This is a genomic window from Cylindrospermopsis sp. CR12, assembly GCF_001432185.1.
GTDB lineage: Bacteria > Cyanobacteriota > Cyanobacteriia > Cyanobacteriales > Nostocaceae > Raphidiopsis > Raphidiopsis raciborskii.
In genome coordinates, this window is record NZ_LMVE01000011.1 from 1 (window position 1) to 16,174 (window position 16,174).

15 protein-coding genes and 1 pseudogene are annotated in these 16,174 nt (G+C 39.7%); 13 read left to right on the forward strand and 3 right to left on the reverse strand.

Annotation, left to right across the window (positions count from 1 at the left end):
• Both ASL19_RS00945 and ASL19_RS00950 read left to right on the forward strand, forming a co-directional pair.
• Window positions 1-453 (forward strand): annotated as a pseudogene (locus ASL19_RS00945) (AAA family ATPase); the annotation flags it as partial.
• A gap of 10 nt (window positions 454-463) precedes the next feature.
• On the forward strand, window positions 464-892 hold the full coding sequence (locus ASL19_RS00950) for a hypothetical protein (protein ID WP_057176928.1): 429 nt from the start codon (window positions 464-466) through the stop codon (window positions 890-892).
• A gap of 70 nt (window positions 893-962) precedes the next feature.
• Here the strand turns inward: ASL19_RS00950 and ASL19_RS00955 are convergent, their stop codons facing one another.
• Window positions 963-1,295, reverse strand: a complete 333-nt coding sequence (locus ASL19_RS00955) for a rhodanese-like domain-containing protein (protein WP_006276160.1) — start codon at window positions 1,293-1,295, stop codon at window positions 963-965.
• 107 nt (window positions 1,296-1,402) lie between these two features.
• Between ASL19_RS00955 and mutL the strand changes: the two genes are divergently transcribed.
• The 6 genes from mutL (at window position 1,403) to ASL19_RS00985 (ending at window position 8,622) form a co-directional block, all read left to right on the forward strand.
• Complete coding sequence (mutL, locus tag ASL19_RS00960; RefSeq protein ID WP_057176929.1) at window positions 1,403-3,055, forward strand: DNA mismatch repair endonuclease MutL; 1,653 nt, start codon at window positions 1,403-1,405, stop codon at window positions 3,053-3,055.
• Window positions 3,056-3,298: 243 nt separating this feature from the next.
• Window positions 3,299-4,396, forward strand: coding sequence for a hypothetical protein (locus tag ASL19_RS00965; protein ID WP_057176930.1), 1,098 nt, complete (start codon window positions 3,299-3,301; stop codon window positions 4,394-4,396).
• Window positions 4,397-4,645: 249 nt separating this feature from the next.
• Complete coding sequence (locus ASL19_RS00970; RefSeq protein WP_057176931.1) at window positions 4,646-6,256, forward strand: iron uptake porin; 1,611 nt, start codon at window positions 4,646-4,648, stop codon at window positions 6,254-6,256.
• Between the two features lie 171 nt (window positions 6,257-6,427).
• Entirely contained in the window at window positions 6,428-6,877 is a 450-nt protein-coding gene (locus ASL19_RS00975) for an Rrf2 family transcriptional regulator (RefSeq protein WP_006276156.1), read from the forward strand.
• 18 nt (window positions 6,878-6,895) lie between these two features.
• A complete protein-coding gene (cysK, locus tag ASL19_RS00980; RefSeq protein WP_057176932.1) occupies window positions 6,896-7,840 on the forward strand; it encodes a cysteine synthase A in 945 nt (314 codons plus the stop codon).
• A gap of 104 nt (window positions 7,841-7,944) precedes the next feature.
• A complete protein-coding gene (locus ASL19_RS00985) occupies window positions 7,945-8,622 on the forward strand; it encodes a J domain-containing protein (RefSeq protein WP_057176933.1) in 678 nt (225 codons plus the stop codon).
• A 16-nt stretch (window positions 8,623-8,638) separates the two neighbouring features.
• On the opposite strand, the gene ASL19_RS00990 is transcribed toward ASL19_RS00985, so the two are convergent.
• Entirely contained in the window at window positions 8,639-9,082 is a 444-nt protein-coding gene (locus tag ASL19_RS00990; RefSeq protein WP_057176934.1) for a DUF2267 domain-containing protein, read from the reverse strand.
• Between the two features lie 280 nt (window positions 9,083-9,362).
• On the opposite strand from ASL19_RS00990, the gene urtA reads away from it, so the two are divergent.
• The 5 genes from urtA (at window position 9,363) to urtE (ending at window position 14,500) form a co-directional block, all read left to right on the forward strand.
• Window positions 9,363-10,652 (forward strand): urea ABC transporter substrate-binding protein, encoded by a 1,290-nt coding sequence (urtA, locus tag ASL19_RS00995; protein WP_006276152.1) that lies wholly within the window; start codon window positions 9,363-9,365, stop codon window positions 10,650-10,652.
• A 128-nt stretch (window positions 10,653-10,780) separates the two neighbouring features.
• Entirely contained in the window at window positions 10,781-11,935 is a 1,155-nt protein-coding gene (locus tag ASL19_RS01000; protein WP_057176935.1) for a branched-chain amino acid ABC transporter permease, read from the forward strand.
• On the forward strand, window positions 11,928-13,073 hold the full coding sequence (urtC, locus tag ASL19_RS01005; protein ID WP_082604629.1) for an urea ABC transporter permease subunit UrtC: 1,146 nt from the start codon (window positions 11,928-11,930) through the stop codon (window positions 13,071-13,073). The genes ASL19_RS01000 and urtC overlap by 8 nt, the downstream gene beginning before the upstream one ends.
• Window positions 13,048-13,794 carry an urea ABC transporter ATP-binding protein UrtD gene (gene urtD, locus ASL19_RS01010; protein WP_057176936.1) on the forward strand — a complete coding sequence of 249 codons (747 nt, stop codon included), beginning with the start codon at window positions 13,048-13,050 and terminating at the stop codon, window positions 13,792-13,794. The genes urtC and urtD overlap by 26 nt, the downstream gene beginning before the upstream one ends.
• A gap of 7 nt (window positions 13,795-13,801) precedes the next feature.
• Window positions 13,802-14,500 (forward strand): urea ABC transporter ATP-binding subunit UrtE, encoded by a 699-nt coding sequence (gene urtE / locus ASL19_RS01015; protein ID WP_057176937.1) that lies wholly within the window; start codon window positions 13,802-13,804, stop codon window positions 14,498-14,500.
• A gap of 21 nt (window positions 14,501-14,521) precedes the next feature.
• Here the strand turns inward: urtE and ASL19_RS01020 are convergent, their stop codons facing one another.
• Window positions 14,522-16,165, reverse strand: a complete 1,644-nt coding sequence (locus ASL19_RS01020) for a CTP synthase (protein ID WP_057176938.1) — start codon at window positions 16,163-16,165, stop codon at window positions 14,522-14,524.
• Window positions 16,166-16,174: the final 9 nt, after the last annotated feature.

The window sequence follows — 16,174 nt, forward strand, 5'->3', positions numbered from 1 at the left end:
ATTTTTGCGGTCAAACCATTAACATTTAGCTGTGCAGGAACGGTAAATAGTAGCTTTGTGAAAATGAGTGATTTTATTAAAGACTATAAACCAGCGGGAATTCAAGAAATAGAAATTTCTGTGACAGAACCCATGGACTATAGGAAGTTATTTACAGCTATTCCCCTAGTAGCCAAATTACCTATGTATATCAACCATATAGCCACAATTAGCTTAGAGGAGCAGTTTTTGAGATTGGAGTACCAAGGACCAGAGAAAGGATTTAAAGTTTTTCAGGGAGTGCTTAATAGTTTTTTAAATAATCCCCAGGTGAAAGCAGATCTACTATTGAAATTGGAGTTTAAATTTTTGTCACCAATTATGGTAGAAGGGGGAGAAATAAGAGATCTTAAAAAAGCGCTGGAACGGAATCCAGTAGACAATTTGAACTTAGTTGCCAAAGTTACCTATTAAGAGTTTTCACATGCAGGAATTTCAGTTGCGAATAGTGCCCACGGATAATAATAACTTTGCTGTTGAGTTATATCAATGTGCCTATAAAAAAGCAGGAGAAAAGAAACGTCCTGCTGCTAAACGAATTGGCAGGTTAAAAAGTAGTATATTAGTACAGGTTCGGGAGATGGTTTATGATTGTTTGAAAGCGAATAACTACGATCCAAAGACTTTAACCCATAATAGACAAGCTCATTATGTATTAAACGAGGAAACGGGAGTGAACCTAGCTTTATTATTTCAGACTATACAACCGCTTTCAAAAGTAGAAAGAATAAGTAATATTGCTCAGGGAATACAAGCTATGAGTTATGAAGAATCTCATTATTGGTTTGCTAAAGTTAGTAATGGGAAACGTAGCCAAGCTTTAAGAGCTATTAGGGTTTTGTTGGGTGACTAGATTACAAGTAAATCGAGCGATTGCGCAGCACTCGCAACCTGGAGACAGGGAATTCATTCCCTGTCTCCTCCTACGGTTTGAATCCTTCCGTGGGTCCACCAAATGTTTTCCAAGCTGGTAAACCCCCGGAAATAATCCCTACATTCCTAAATCCAGCTGACTCCAAAATATTAGCTCCTTGGGTGGCGTGCATATCATTTTCACCGTAAACGTAAATTTGACGGTCTTGATGTATACTGGATTTAGCACGTTCGGCTAAATTTCCCAAAGGGATGGAAATCGCTCCGGTTATTCGATGATGATTATAGGTGGGGCGATCGCGCAGGTCAACAATTGTTAATGCGGGCTGTCCCCATCGCAAACGGGCTATCAATTCACTAGCTTCAGCAGTTAAATTACTCATAAGCTGGCTTTGCTTATAACTTTAAACGCAATCTATCAGAAATAATTTTCTAGTTCTGTTTTTTTTGCTATTAATTGAAATTCCTCTAATTGTCAGTTACACTATCTATGATTCAATCTTTGCCAACGGAAGTAGTTTATTTAATCACAGCGGGAGAAGTAATTGATAGTCTAAGTGCTGTCGTTAGGGAGTTGGTGGAGAATTCCCTGGATGCAGGTGCAACACGCATAGTTATTTCCCTGTATCCAGAACAATGGCGAGTACGCGTCACAGATAATGGTTTGGGAATGAGTCTGGAGGATTTAGAACAAGCTGCGATCGCCCATAGTACAAGCAAAATTCACCATGCTGCTGATTTATGGAAAATTAAAACTTTGGGGTTTCGTGGTCAAGCACTACATAGCTTAACTACCTTGGGGGAACTGGAAATTTTCAGTCGCTGTGCAGGAGAAAACCAAGGATGGCGGGTGGTTTACAATAAAAATGGCAATGTGACTAAAACGGAAGTAGTGGCGATCGCACCTGGTACTGTAGTAACGGTGGATAATTTGTTTGGTAACTATGCTGAACGTCGACAAGGATTACCAAATAAAAATCAGCAGTTAAAAAAAGTCCAAGCAACAATCCAGCAAATTGCTTTGTGTCATCCCCAGGTAACCTATCAGGTATGGCAAGATAAAACGGAATGGTTTACAATTTACCCAGCACCTGCTGTGGAAAGAATAATCCCGCAAATTCTCAATCAAGTTAAGCCAGGTGATCTAAAAGGAATAAATTTAACAATACCAGAATTAGACTCGACAATTAACTTAGTAGTGGGCTTACCCGATCGGTGTCATCGACACAAACCTGACTGGGTGAAAATAGCCATTAATGGTAGAATAGTCAAGTCACCAGAGCTAGAAGAGGCGGTTTTTGGAGCATTTTATAAAACCCTACCACGCGATCGCTATCCAGTTTGTTTTGTACATTTGACTATCCAACCGGATCAAATTAACTGGAATCGCAACCCTGCCAAAAACGAAATTTACCTGAACAAAATGACTTATTGGCAACAAAAAGTTACCGAGAGTATTGATCAAGCACTTAGCATTGCTAGTTCTACTATCAAAGAGTCGGTGCAGACAGGTAGGATAACCAATTTATTCAAATTGGCTGAAACCAAGGGTGATTATAATTTTTCCCATTCCAACCCAGAAGAGAACAAAGGATCAAATTTAATAGACTTAAAAGTAATTGGTCAAGCAAGTAACACCTATATTGTTGCCGAATATTCAGAAGGTATGTGGTTAATAGAGCAACATATAGCCCATGAAAGAGTGATATACGAAAGACTCTGTGATCAATGGCAAATTGTACCTGTAGAATCTCCTATTGTACTTTATCAATTATCTACCGAACAGGTCAAACAACTGGAAAAAATTAATTTAGATATTGAATGTTTTGGAGAAAACCTATGGGCGGTACGCAGTGTACCGGAGATGTTAAAAAATAGAGAAGACTGTGGAGAAGCATTGTTAGAATTGAGCATGGGGGGAAACTTAGAAGCTGCCAAAGTTGCAGTTGCTTGTCGAACTGCGATTCGCAATGGTACACCTATGACCTTAGTGGAAATGGAACAATTGATATATGATTGGCAACGCACCCGTAATCCCCGCACCTGTCCCCACGGTAGACCCATTTGTTTAACATTAGAGGAGTCAGCTTTGGCCAGGTTTTTCCGTCGTCATTGGGTGGTGGGTAAGAGTCATGGGATTTAAAGAAACCGGATTGAAGGGTGTTCTGATTTTTTAAAAACTATAAATAAGGTTATAAATAAAATTATAAATAATTAATAATGGTAAATGATAAGTTTCCTGTCTATTGAAAATCCTCATAGAAAAAATTAGAATAAGTGGGTGGTTGGAATTAAATATAAGATGAACGTAGGTTGGGTTGAAGTATAAAACCCATCCTACAAATAATTGTGCCTCCCTACTTATGGCAGATAAATAAACTTATCCATGAAAAAGATAGCACTTATGAATAACAATCAGTATTATCTTTATGTTAGTAAACATGAAAGTCCAATTCCATGGAATATATATGATGCTAAACCACCCATAGAATTTGCTCTAACTGGTTATTTTGGGCAGATATTTCAGAAGATAGAAGAAAGTTGTTTGCTCAGTGGTCTGATTTTTTATATCACCTGGAGTGAAATTGACGAACTACCATCATACGGAAGCAATGTTGTGGTTTTTGTTTTAGGAGATGAATGGTATCGTATACCCAACTATGCTCATAAAGTCAGAGCGGTATTTAAGTGTATAGGAACCCAGACTATTCTAGGGTGTAATCCTTTTTTAGAACCTTCTCGTTTGAACTTACTGACATTAATTCAGTTTTTAAGAATTCTATTTGTTGGTATACCCGGATGGATAAATTACTGTTGGCATAAATCTAAACATTGGTTATTAGGTCAAGAAAAAATTCCGCCAATTTATGATGTTCCCCTAGGGTATAATAACTCAGAGTATTTGCCCATTAAAAATTTGCAAGAACGGATTTATGACACCTATTTTTCGGGGAGTATAATGCACAGAAAATACGGAATAATGTCAGTCAAGTTCTGGTTAGGAACCCCTAAAATCTTGTCTCGAGAATTGATGTTATCAACCCTGAAAAAGTTGCGAGATAACCATCCTAAACTGAAAATAGAATTATCCATGACAGGTGGTTACCACGAAAGAAGTAAACAAGATGAACAAAGTTATAGTCAACTGATAATGGATACAAAAATCTGTGTTGTCCCTAGGGGAACATCCTGGGAAACAACCCGTTTGTTTGAGGGGATGAAATATGGTTGTGTGTTGGTAACAGAAGCATTACCTGACCGCTGGTATTTAAAAGGAGTGCCAACAATTCAAATTAAAAATTGGCGACAATTACCCCAGGTCTTAAAAGAGCTATTAGATAATCAAGATTTGATGCAAGAAATGCACCATAAGTCATTAACTTTTTGGCAAGATAAATGCTGTGAGACTGTGGTAGCAGATTATATAATTGGTAAATTAACTCCCGGGGAAAACCTTAACTTTACCAAATTCTCAAAATATTAATAAATAACCAACAAAAAACAAAAGAATCAACTCTAATTCTGTGCTAAATTTGATATAACTGGAGCGTTAGCTCAAATATAATGAAAATACACTTCTACCAAGTGTGAAAACCCACGGTGCCAAAATAAGGGCGTTAAACTGCTTTAACGCTCACTCGCTTCATTTATTGGTTAATCAGGATGATCACAAAATCTGCCAGTTCAAAATACATCACAAACTGATTTGTATTTGGTGTGAGGAATAGTAGAAATGTCTAATAATTTTGTGTGGAAATCCATGGTAGTTAGTCCTGCGGTTTTAGGAGTAGCGCTGTTAGCATCTGGAACAGCGATCGCTTCTACCACAGAAGCTCCCCAATCTTCTTCAGAACTAGCTCAATTTACCCCTGTTTCTCAATTTTCCGATGTTCAACCTACAGACTGGGCGTTTCAAGCATTACAGTCCCTGGTAGAACGTTATGGTTGTGTTTCTGGTTATCCAAATGGTACCTTTCGTGGTAAAAGGGCATTAAGCCGTTATGAGTTTGCTGCAGCATTAAATTCCTGTTTAGGGAGAGTAAATGAATTAATCGCTACAGCAACAGCAGATATGGTGACTAAACAAGATTTAGTTACTATACAGCGATTGCAAGAGGAGTTTTCCGCTGAACTGGCAACTTTACGTAGTCGTGTAGATACTGTGGAAGAGCGTACTGCGCAGTTAGAAGCTAATCAATTCTCCACCACCACTAAATTAAAAGGTGAGGCAATTTTCGTCCTCACTGATTCTTCAGGAAATGATTCTGTTCCTGGAGAGACAGTTTTGCAAAATCGAGTCCGTTTGAACCTGCAAAGCAGTTTTACCGGTAAAGACGTGTTAGATACCCGTTTAACTGCGGGTAATGCCCAGGGATTTGGCAATACGGGGGAAACTAAACAAACCTTTGAAATTGGCAAAACTAATCCAGGTAATAACGTTGAACTGGATCAACTCACCTATCAAACACCTTTAGGTAGGGCGCGGATTTATCTAGCAGCTACAGGTGGTCAACATAGTGATTATGTAAAAGTTAATAATCCCTATTTTTCTGATAAAAATGATGATGGTAGTCTAAGTACATTTACGGCTGAAAACCCCATTTATCGGATTGGAGGTGGTTCGGGTGTTGCGGTAAATATACCTCTGGGTGAAGGTGGTAGTGGGGTTAAATCCAGCTCCGTGAGTATAGGATACTTAGCCTCGGGAAACAGAACCTCTGGCGCGGAAAACCCTGCTAGTGGAGGTGGTTTGTTTGATGGTAACTATGCAGCTCTGGGTCAGTTAAACTTCAACTTGAGTAATCGTTTAGCCTTGGCTGCTACTTACGTACATGGTTATCATGGGGTGGGTAGTACCCTATTCGACTCGGGACGGGATAATGGTGCAGTGGTGGGTACTCCTCAAGCCAATAGTTTGGGTCGCAGTGCCCTAACTGGTTCCCAAATTAGCGCTTCCTCCAGTAATTCCTACGGACTGTCCGCAGCTTTCCACCCCACTAATAAATTAGCCATTACTGGTTTTATTTCCTACCATGATATCACTGGCTTTGGGGTGAATGATGATTATGAAGCGTGGAGTTATGGCATGGGTGTAGCACTACCTGATATGGGTAAAAAAGGGAACGTTTTGGGAATTTTTGGCGGAGCCCAACCCTACTCCTTTAGTAATGATGGTGGTGTAGGAAATCGGAATATTCCCTACCAAATTGAAGGTTTCTATAGGTATCAGGTTTCTGACCACATCTCCGTTACTCCTGGTTTAGTTTGGCTACCTGCAATTGGTCAAAACGATAATCAACCAGATACTTTTATTGGTACGCTAAGAACAAAGTTTTCTTTCTAAATCATTTATTAGCATTAAGATTAGAACCCGTCCCCAGGCGGGTTTTTTTATGACCTTGACTTGTAAGATTTCCCCGATTCTCCATGGAACAAGTGGAGTACAATAAGAATAAGCAAGTGTAAAGTTCAGTAATTTTCTTGTTTTGTTCCTTTATTGTAAAAATTTCATCCCGTGGAACTATCCTGTAAATCTGAATACGCAATTCTGGCGTTATTAGAAATGGCCACCCATTACCAAAATGGTGAACCGATGCAAATTCGACAAATCGCTAACCAACAAAACATACCAGACCGGTATTTAGAACAGTTACTGGCTACTTTGAGACGCGGAGGTATTATTAAAAGCCAACGAGGGTCTAAAGGTGGTTATCTCTTGGCGCGAGAACCACGAAAAATCACTCTTCTTGATATTTTGGAATGTTTAGAAGGTTTAGATATCAAGATAGCAGAAGATAATACCAACCCGAAAACTGCCCCCAAAACTGCTGATAGTGGGATTATTGATGAGATTTGGAAAGAAGCTCGTCAAGCTGCCAATTTAGTCCTGGAAAAATACTCCCTGGAAGATCTTTGTGAAAAAAGAACCCTCAGAAGACAGTTAGATATCATGTACTATATTTGATTTAAAGGAAGGAAAATGATGCAGATTGCTAAAAACATTACGGAACTAATTGGTAGAACTCCTTTAGTGCAGTTAAACCATATTCCCCAAGCGGAAGGTTGTTATGCACAAATTGTGGTTAAGTTGGAAAGTATGAACCCCTCAGCATCCGTCAAGGATCGTATTGGTGTTAGTATGATCAATGATGCGGAAAAAGAAGGTTTAATTACCCCTGGTAAAACAGTATTGGTGGAGCCAACATCTGGTAATACGGGTATCGCCTTAGCTATGGCAGCTTCCGCAAGAGGATATAAGTTAATTTTAACAATGCCAGAAACCATGAGTGCGGAAAGGCGGGCAATGTTAAGGGCTTATGGCGCTCAGTTGGAACTCACACCAGGTATTGAAGGAATGAGTGGCGCTATTCGTAAGGCCCAAGAAATTGTGGAAAAAACCACACACTCATATATGTTGCAGCAATTCCGTAACCCCTCTAATCCTAAAATACACTGGGAAACAACAGCTCAAGAAATCTGGCAAGATACTGATGGTCAGGTTGATATGGTTATCTCCGGTGTGGGAACCGGAGGTACTATTACTGGTGTCGCTGAGTTCATTAAGTCAAAAAAACCCAGTTTCCAAGCGATCGCAGTGGAACCAGCAAATAGTCCAGTATTATCTGGTGGTAAACCTGGGCCCCATAAAATTCAGGGAATTGGAGCTGGTTTTATTCCTCAAGTATTAAAGGTAGAATTAATTGATGAGGTAATTGCTGTAACTGATGAAGAGGCGATCGCCTTTAGTCGGAGGTTAGCTAGGGAGGAGGGTTTATTATCTGGAATTTCTAGTGGAGCTGCTTTATGTGCAGCGGTTCGTGTGGCCCAACGTCCGGAAAATCAAGGGCGTTTAATCGTCATGATTCAACCTAGTTTTGGGGAAAGATACCTAAGCACACCCCTATTCCAAGATCTGGAAATCAGCTAATCTATTGTTAGGGGAAGGGGACAAAAAGTCAGAAAACCATAACAAATACCGTAAGGAATCAAATTACCACCAGATAAAAAAATCCGCCACCAGATCGCTCAATCATGCATGATTCGAATCATTATCAAACACTACAAATAAACAATAAGGCGACTGCTGCTGAAATAAAAAAAGCGTATCGCCGACTAGTCAAGATGTTCCACCCTGATAGTAATCAGGATACTGCTGACCACGAAGAGATTATTAAGATTAATGCAGCTTATGAAGTTTTAAGTGATGTTGAGCAGAGGGTAAAATATGATGAACAAATAGGGAACACATCACACCCACGCACTGGAAATAGGGAAAATCCACGCCAAACTAAAAAACCAGGGGGAAAAGAAGCAGATGAAAAGGTAGAAGAGTGGTTAAAGTTAGTTTATCAACCAATTAATCGTTGGCTTTGTAGTATAGTGTCTTCCCTAGAGCAGCAACTAGAAGATTTAGCAGCGGATCCCTTTGACGAACAATTAATAGATGAATTTCAAGCATATTTAGATACTTGTCGAGACAAGTTAAAAAAAGCGCAAACTGCCTTTCGTTCTTTACCTAATCCTCCCAGTTTGGCCACATCTGCTGCTCATCTTTATTATGCTCTAAATCAGGTTAGTGACGGATTAGAAGAATTGGCATATTTTCCCCTGAGTTATGATGATCGTTATTTGCATACTGGTAAGGAGATGTTTAGAATTGCTAAACATCTACTTGACTTCTCCCCAGGTTCAAACACCAGGGAGAAGTGAAAAATAAAGGCAAAAATTAAGTTCGTACCGCTTCTGGCCAAAGTTCTCGCAAGCAAGGGGGTAGTATTCTTACCACATCTTCAATTTCCCCACGGGAGATCCTTTGGGCAATAATTTTAAAAACAGCACGCACCAAAACTTCTGGGTCAATGTCAGCATTAACATTGCGGAAATAGTCACGAATGTGCTGGAGAAAAGCATCCTTAGTTCTATCCTTGGGTAATTTTGCACCAGGTCGCCAATTTTCATAATAAAATCCACCTAAAAGAATAGGTAATTGGGCCCCCAAATGAGCAGCTTCCTCCACTGTCAGGCGATCGCGCAGAGCATGTAAAGTAGCTCGTAAACCTTGAAAAACTTGGTGTTTATTTTCCCAACCCAACTCTTTTGCTAAATCATTGATCCAAGGAATTGTTTTGTGTAAAGTTGCATCAAAGGTATCTAATCCAGTTATAGTCATGATAATTGCTCCGATTTAACTGATGTTTACCAACTCACTTAGGATTGCGAATCCATGACTTGATCAACTCTAGTCCATGAACTGAAATTTTAAAGGGATTGATATTTTTCAACTTCTAGCCAAAGTCGTATATTCTTGCTTCGTATAATTGTATGTAAGTAAAGTCTGATTAACTTTTTACCAGAAAATTAATAAATTGTAAATTTGTACACTTTTTTCTCGTAAAATTCCATACTAATATCTGTTGTCTAAAGATTAAACCCAAAATTTATCAATAGTTATGACTACACAATTTAACCGGAGAAAATTCCTCATCTATGGTTCTGCTGCTCTTGGTAGCTCGGTATTACTTAAAGCTTGTGCTAATAATACACAAACAACTACACCCGCTGATTCCTCCGCAGGTGGTAACACCATCAAGGTAGGGATTTTACACTCTTTAAGTGGTACAATGGCCATCAGTGAAAAAAGTGTGGTAGACGCAGAAAACCTAGCAATTAAGGAAATTAACGCTCAGGGGGGAGTATTAGGTAAACAGATTGAAGCCATTACGGAAGATGGCGCTTCTAACTGGGATACTTTCAGAGAAAAAGCTACTAAACTAATTGAACAAGATAAGGTAGCTGTAGTATTTGGTTGCTGGACCTCTGCTAGTCGTAAAAACGTCAAGCCAGTGTTTGAAGAAAAAGATCACATGCTGTGGTATCCTGTACAGTATGAGGGTCAGGAATGTTCTAAAAACATTTTTTATACCGGAGCAGCTCCCAATCAACAGATCGAACCTTCTGTGGACTGGTTGTTGAAAAACAAGGGTAAGGAATTCTTTCTAGTTGGCTCAGATTACGTTTTTCCCCGCACTGCTAACACAATAATTAAAGCTCAATTAGAAGCACTTGGTGGTAAAACAGTTGGTGAAGATTATTTACCCCTGGGTAATGTGGAAGTTACTCCTATCATTGCCAAAATTAAACAGGCCCTACCCAAAGGTGGAGTAATTTATAATACCTTAAACGGGGATAGTAATGTGGCATTTTTTAAACAATTAAAAGGTGCGGGTTTGACCCCAGAGAAGTATCCATCTATGTCCGTGAGTATTGCGGAAGAAGAGGTTAAGGCCATTGGAGTGGAATACTTAAAAGGACATTATGCAGCTTGGAATTACTTCCAAACTGTAGATACACCAGCCAACAAAAAGTTTGTAGAGGCTTTCAAGAAGGAATATGGTGCAGATAGGGTACTTAATGATCCTATGGAAGCTGCTTACATTGCCGTCTACCTTTGGAAACAGGCGGTAGAAAAAGCTGGAAGTACGGATTTAGTCAAGGTGCGCCAAGCTGCTTATGGTCAAACCATAGATGCACCCGAAGGTAAAGTGACCATGAATGGTAACCATCATATATCCAAGATTGTGCGTATTGGTGAAGTTAGAGATGATGGCTTGTTTAATATTATTTATTCTACCCCTGCACCGGTAGAACCTATTCCCTGGAATCAATATGTGAAAGAGACCAAGGGATTTGCTTGCGACTGGTCAGATCCTGCCAAAGGTGGCAAGTACAAACAAACCTAGTCTGATTAAATTAAAGCTTGTGTAAGGGTTCGTGGTTACAAGTGTGGGTTAAGCATTCCCCCTTAGACCTAATTAAGTTTTCATGGGTCATTTTAAAAATGACTCATGAATTTTTTGAGGATAAATAGGTGTTAACAGGATTTTTAGAAGCAATATTTAATGGAATTAGCATTGGGGCGGTACTATTAGTTGCAGCGCTAGGACTTTCCATTATTTTTGGACTGATGGGCGTGATTAACATGGCCCATGGAGAATTGATGATGCTGGGAGCTTATACTACTTTTGTAGTACAGCTTGGTTGTAAACAGTTAGGTGGTATTTGGTTTGATAGTTATATTTTCCTGGCTTTAATTATTGCCTTTTTAGTCACTGCTTTAGTAGGTTTAGTCTTGGAGCGGGGGGTGATATCCCATCTTTATGGTAGACCCTTAGAAACCCTTTTGGCTACTTGGGGAGTAAGTTTAATTTTTCAGCAGTTTGTCCGCAGTGTAAATTCAGTGCTAGTGATTGGTATCCTCTCATTTTGCGTACTATTCTTTGGGGGGGTAAGAATTTTAAATTCGCGTCAGCGGTTCCCCCAATTTGGTTACAGAGTGAAGGGAATGATCTTAGTTTTATCCTTGGGAATTGCCATGAGTTTGGGACAGTTATTTAGTCAACAGTCCTCCATGGTTCAACCTTGGTTTGGGGCTCAAAACGTTGATGTGACCGCCCCTAGTTGGTTACAATCCGGTGTATCTTTGGCCGGTGTGCAGTTACCCTTTGCTCGCTTGTTTATTATCTGTTTAACGGGAATTTGCGTAGCAGCAATTTATTTATTCTTACAGCGTTCCCCCTGGGGTTTAAGAATTAGAGCTGTGACTCAAAATCGTGCTATGAGTTCTTGTTTGGGTATACCTACGCAAAAAGTTGATGCTCTTACCTTTGCCCTGGGATCCGGATTAGCTGGTATAGCTGGTTGTGCTATTAGCTTACTTGGTTCCGTGGGTCCGAATACCGGACAGAATTATATTATAGATACCTTCATGGTAGTGGTTGTGGGGGGGGTTGGTAACTTAGTAGGTACGATTGTAGCTGCTTTGGCTATTGGTACTGCTAACTTTATTGTGGGATCGGGAACTCTAGCTTTTTTATCTTCTGGTGTTCAACCCTTGGTGGATTTTTTCAATTTTTTTGCCACTACTAGTATGGCAAAAGTGATGGTTTTTGCACTGATTATTGGTTTTTTGCAGTGGAAACCAGCGGGAATTTTCCCCCAAAAAGGTCGGAATATTGATGTTTAACCAAGGTCAGAAGATGATGAAAGATCAGGCTAAAAAGTCTATTTTGGTGGAAATTGCTGTAGTAATGGCGATCGCATTATTGCTACTTGTAATTATGCCACTTGTGTTGACAGAATTTCGCCTAAATTTACTAGGGCGATTTTTATCCCTAGCGATTGTGGGTTTGGGGTTGGATTTGATTTGGGGTTACACAGGTTTACTCAGTTTAGGCCATGGCATTTTTTTTGGTTTAGGTGGTTATGCCATAGCCATGTACTTAAAACTGCAAGTTCCCTCCGGTGAATTACCTGATTTTATGGGATTATATGGGGTAACAGAATTACCTTGGTTTTGGCATCCCTTTTACTCCTTCGGTTTTGCTGTAATTGCAGTAATTTTGATTCCAGGTTTATTAGCAGGGGTTTTGGGTTATTTAGTCTTCCGGAATCGCATTAAGGGTGTGTATTTTTCCATTCTGACACAAGCAGCGGTGATCATATTTTTTAACTTTTTCAACGGACAACAGAAGCTATTTAATGGTACTAATGGTTTAACGGCGTTTAAAACCCTGTTAGGTATAAATTTGACTGATAGAGGAATGCAACTTGTTTTGTATAGCCTAACAATTATATTTTTAATATTTACCTATGGTCTATGTCGTTGGTTAACCACTGGTAGATTTGGAAGATTGTTAATGGCAATTCGAGATGATGAAACTCGCGTCAGATTTTGTGGATATGATCCTACAGAGTATAAAGTTTTGGTATTTGCAGTTTCCGGTGCGATCGCGGGGATAGCAGGAGCATTCTACGCCATTCAAAGTGGTTCTGTGTCACCGAGAGCAATGGATATTGGATTCTCTATTGAAATGGTAATTTGGGTAGCGGTGGGGGGAAGAGGAACCCTAACTGGTGCGATTTTAGGAACTTTACTAGTTAACTATGCACGAACCTTTTTAAGTGAACAATTTGCGGAAATCTGGTTATTTTTTCAAGGTGCGCTGTTTTTGGTGGTAGTTACAGTTCTCCCAGATGGAATGATGGGATGGTTAAAAACTCAAACCCTAGCCTTTGTGAATAGGTCAAGCAAAGTTATTACATATCCAAGTTTAGAACAGGATGCAGAAGTAGAACATGAACGCAAAAATCTTGGAAACTGAAAATGTAACCGTGAGTTTTGATGGATTTAAGGCCATAAATCGCCTGAATTTCACCATGGAAAAGGGGGAATTGCGAGTGGTGATTGGTCCTAATGGTGCGGGTAAAACCACTTTTCTCGATGTGATTACTGGTAAGGTTAAACCAACCCAGGGTCGAGTTTTATTTAAGGGTAGAAATCTACGTAATTTGAGTGAACATGAAATTGCTCGCCTAGGAATTGGACGCAAGTTCCAAACGCCCAGAATTTACTTAAATCTCACTCCTCGGGAAAATCTAGAACTCACTAGCAATAGACAGAAAAGCGTTTTTTTTACCCTATTTGGCAGTCCTCATTTTCGTGAACAACAAACTATTAAAGAGTTATTGGTAACTATCGGGTTAACTTCTAAAGCTGATATTCCTGCTGGATTGCTTTCCCACGGTGAAAAACAAAGATTGGAAATTGGCATGTTAGTTGCTCAATCCCCTGATTTATTATTGGTGGATGAACCTGTAGCAGGTTTAACAGATGAAGAAACCTACAATATTGGGGAATTATTGTTAACACTTTCTCAAGATCACTCTATTTTGGTCATTGAACACGATATGGAATTTGTCAGGCAAATTGCTCGCAAAGTCACCGTATTACATGAAGGTTCCGTATTATGTGAAGGGGATTTCAAACAAGTGCAAAATGACCCCCGTGTCATTGAAGTATATTTGGGACAGCAACAGGAATAGAGAATTTATGTTACAAATCTCCAATCTCAATGTTTATTACGGTGAAAGTTATATTTTGCGCAATGTTGATTTAAAAATTGCGTCAGGAGAAATGGTTTGCATTATTGGACGTAATGGTGTGGGTAAAACCACCTTACTCAAAACCATTATGGGATTACTAAATCCTAGAGATGGTCAAATCCACTTTGCTGGTAATATGATTAACAATCAGTCACCAGATCAACGGGCAAAAATGGGTATTGGTTATGTCCCCCAAGGTAGGGAAATTATCCCCCGACTCACAGTAAAGGAAAATCTTTTACTGGGTTTGGAAGCTAGGAGAAAAAGACCAAAAAAAATGGAGATCTCTGACGAAATTTTCAGCTTGTTTCCTGTTCTAGCAACCATGCTTCATCGTCAAGGTGGTGATTTAAGTGGTGGACAACAACAACAATTAGCGATCGCTCGCGCTCTCATGGGGGATCCCCAATTACTGCTCTTAGATGAACCAACGGAGGGTATTCAACCCTCTATAGTATTGGAAATTGAGTCCGCAGTGCGTCGGATTGTGGAAACTAGGGGAGTTTCTGTTCTGTTGGTGGAACAGCACTTACATTTTGTTCGTCAAGCTGATTACTATTATGCTATGCAAAAAGGTGGAATTGTAGCTTCTGGACCTACCAATGAATTGAGCCAGGATGTAATTCAAAGCTTTTTGGCAGTTTAACAAACTACTGATCAATGCTGATCATACTCTAGGGAACTGAGGAAACCCGTAGGGGGTACTTCCCTGATGAGTATGGGAAATAGCAGCTTCCATAAAACCTTTAAACAGGGGGTGGGGGTGACTAGGACGAGATTGAAATTCCGGATGGAACTGACAAGCAATGAAAAATGGGTGCTGGGGATATTCCACAATTTCCACCAGACGTCCATCCGGGGAAGTACCACTAATCACATAACCGGAATTCAACAGGTGATTACGATAAAGGTTGTTGAACTCATAGCGGTGACGATGACGTTCATAAATCACCTCCTCTTGATATAAATCAAAAGCTAGGGTATTTGGCTGGACATGACAGGGATATAATCCTAATCTCATAGTACCGCCTAAATCGATTACGTCTTGTTGCTCCGGTAAAAGATTAATTACTGGATAATCAGTTTTAGGATCAAACTCAGCACTATTGGCACCTACTAAACCCTCTACATTCCGTGCCCATTCAATTATTGAACACTGCATACCCAAACATAATCCTAAAAACGGAATTTGTTGGTTTCTAGCATATTCAATGGCACTAATTTTGCCATCCACACCCCGAATGCCAAAACCCCCAGGGACAATTATACCATCTACTCCCAAAAGATAATTATCTGGTGGTTCTACTTCTAGTATTTCCGAATTGACCCATCTTAAACGTAAATCCCCATAAGTGGCGATCGCTGCATGACGTAGGGATTCTACTACAGATAGATAAGCATCTCCTAAACGTACGTATTTACCAACTATGGCAATTTCTACAGGAGATTGGGGATGAGACATACGCTCTACCATGGTTTCCCAGTGGGTTAAATCCGGTTCTCGCTGTTCCATTTGTAATAGGTCTAGGGTTTGTTGAGCTAGTCCTTCTTTTTCTAAAATTAGGGGTACTTCATAAATACTACTAGCATCTTGACAGGTAATTACACACTCCACAGGAACATCACAAAACTCTGAGAGTTTTTGTTTTAAACCCACCGGAATTGGGCGATCGCATCTACAAACTAAAATATCTGGTTGAATACCAATAGATCGTAATTCCTTAACAGAATGTTGGGTAGGTTTAGTTTTCATTTCTCCTGCTGAAGCAATCCATGGCAAAAGTGTCACGTGCATGTACAAAACATTTTGTTTGCCCACTTCTTTGCGTAATTGGCGGATAGCTTCTAAAAACGGTAGGGACTCAATATCACCCACCGTGCCACCAATTTCAGTAATTACCGCTGCAGGATTTGTTTCTTTAGCAACTCTAATTACCCGTTCTTTAATTTCATTAGTAATATGGGGAATTACCTGAACAGTGCCACCATTATAGTCTCCACGACGTTCCTTATTAATTACAGACTGATAAATCAAACCAGTAGTAACACTGTTTAGGCGAGACATAGAAGTATCCGTAAATCGTTCGTAATGGCCCAAGTCCAAATCTGTTTCAGCACCATCTTGGGTCACAAAGACCTCCCCGTGTTGAAATGGGCTCATTGTTCCTGGATCCACATTAATGTAGGGGTCAAGTTTAAGAATAGAGACAGAATAATCTCGAGATTTCAGCAATCTTCCCAAACTTGCTGCTACAATTCCCTTACCAATACTGGAAACAACGCCCCCAGTTACAAAGATAAACTTAGTCATAGTATTTTC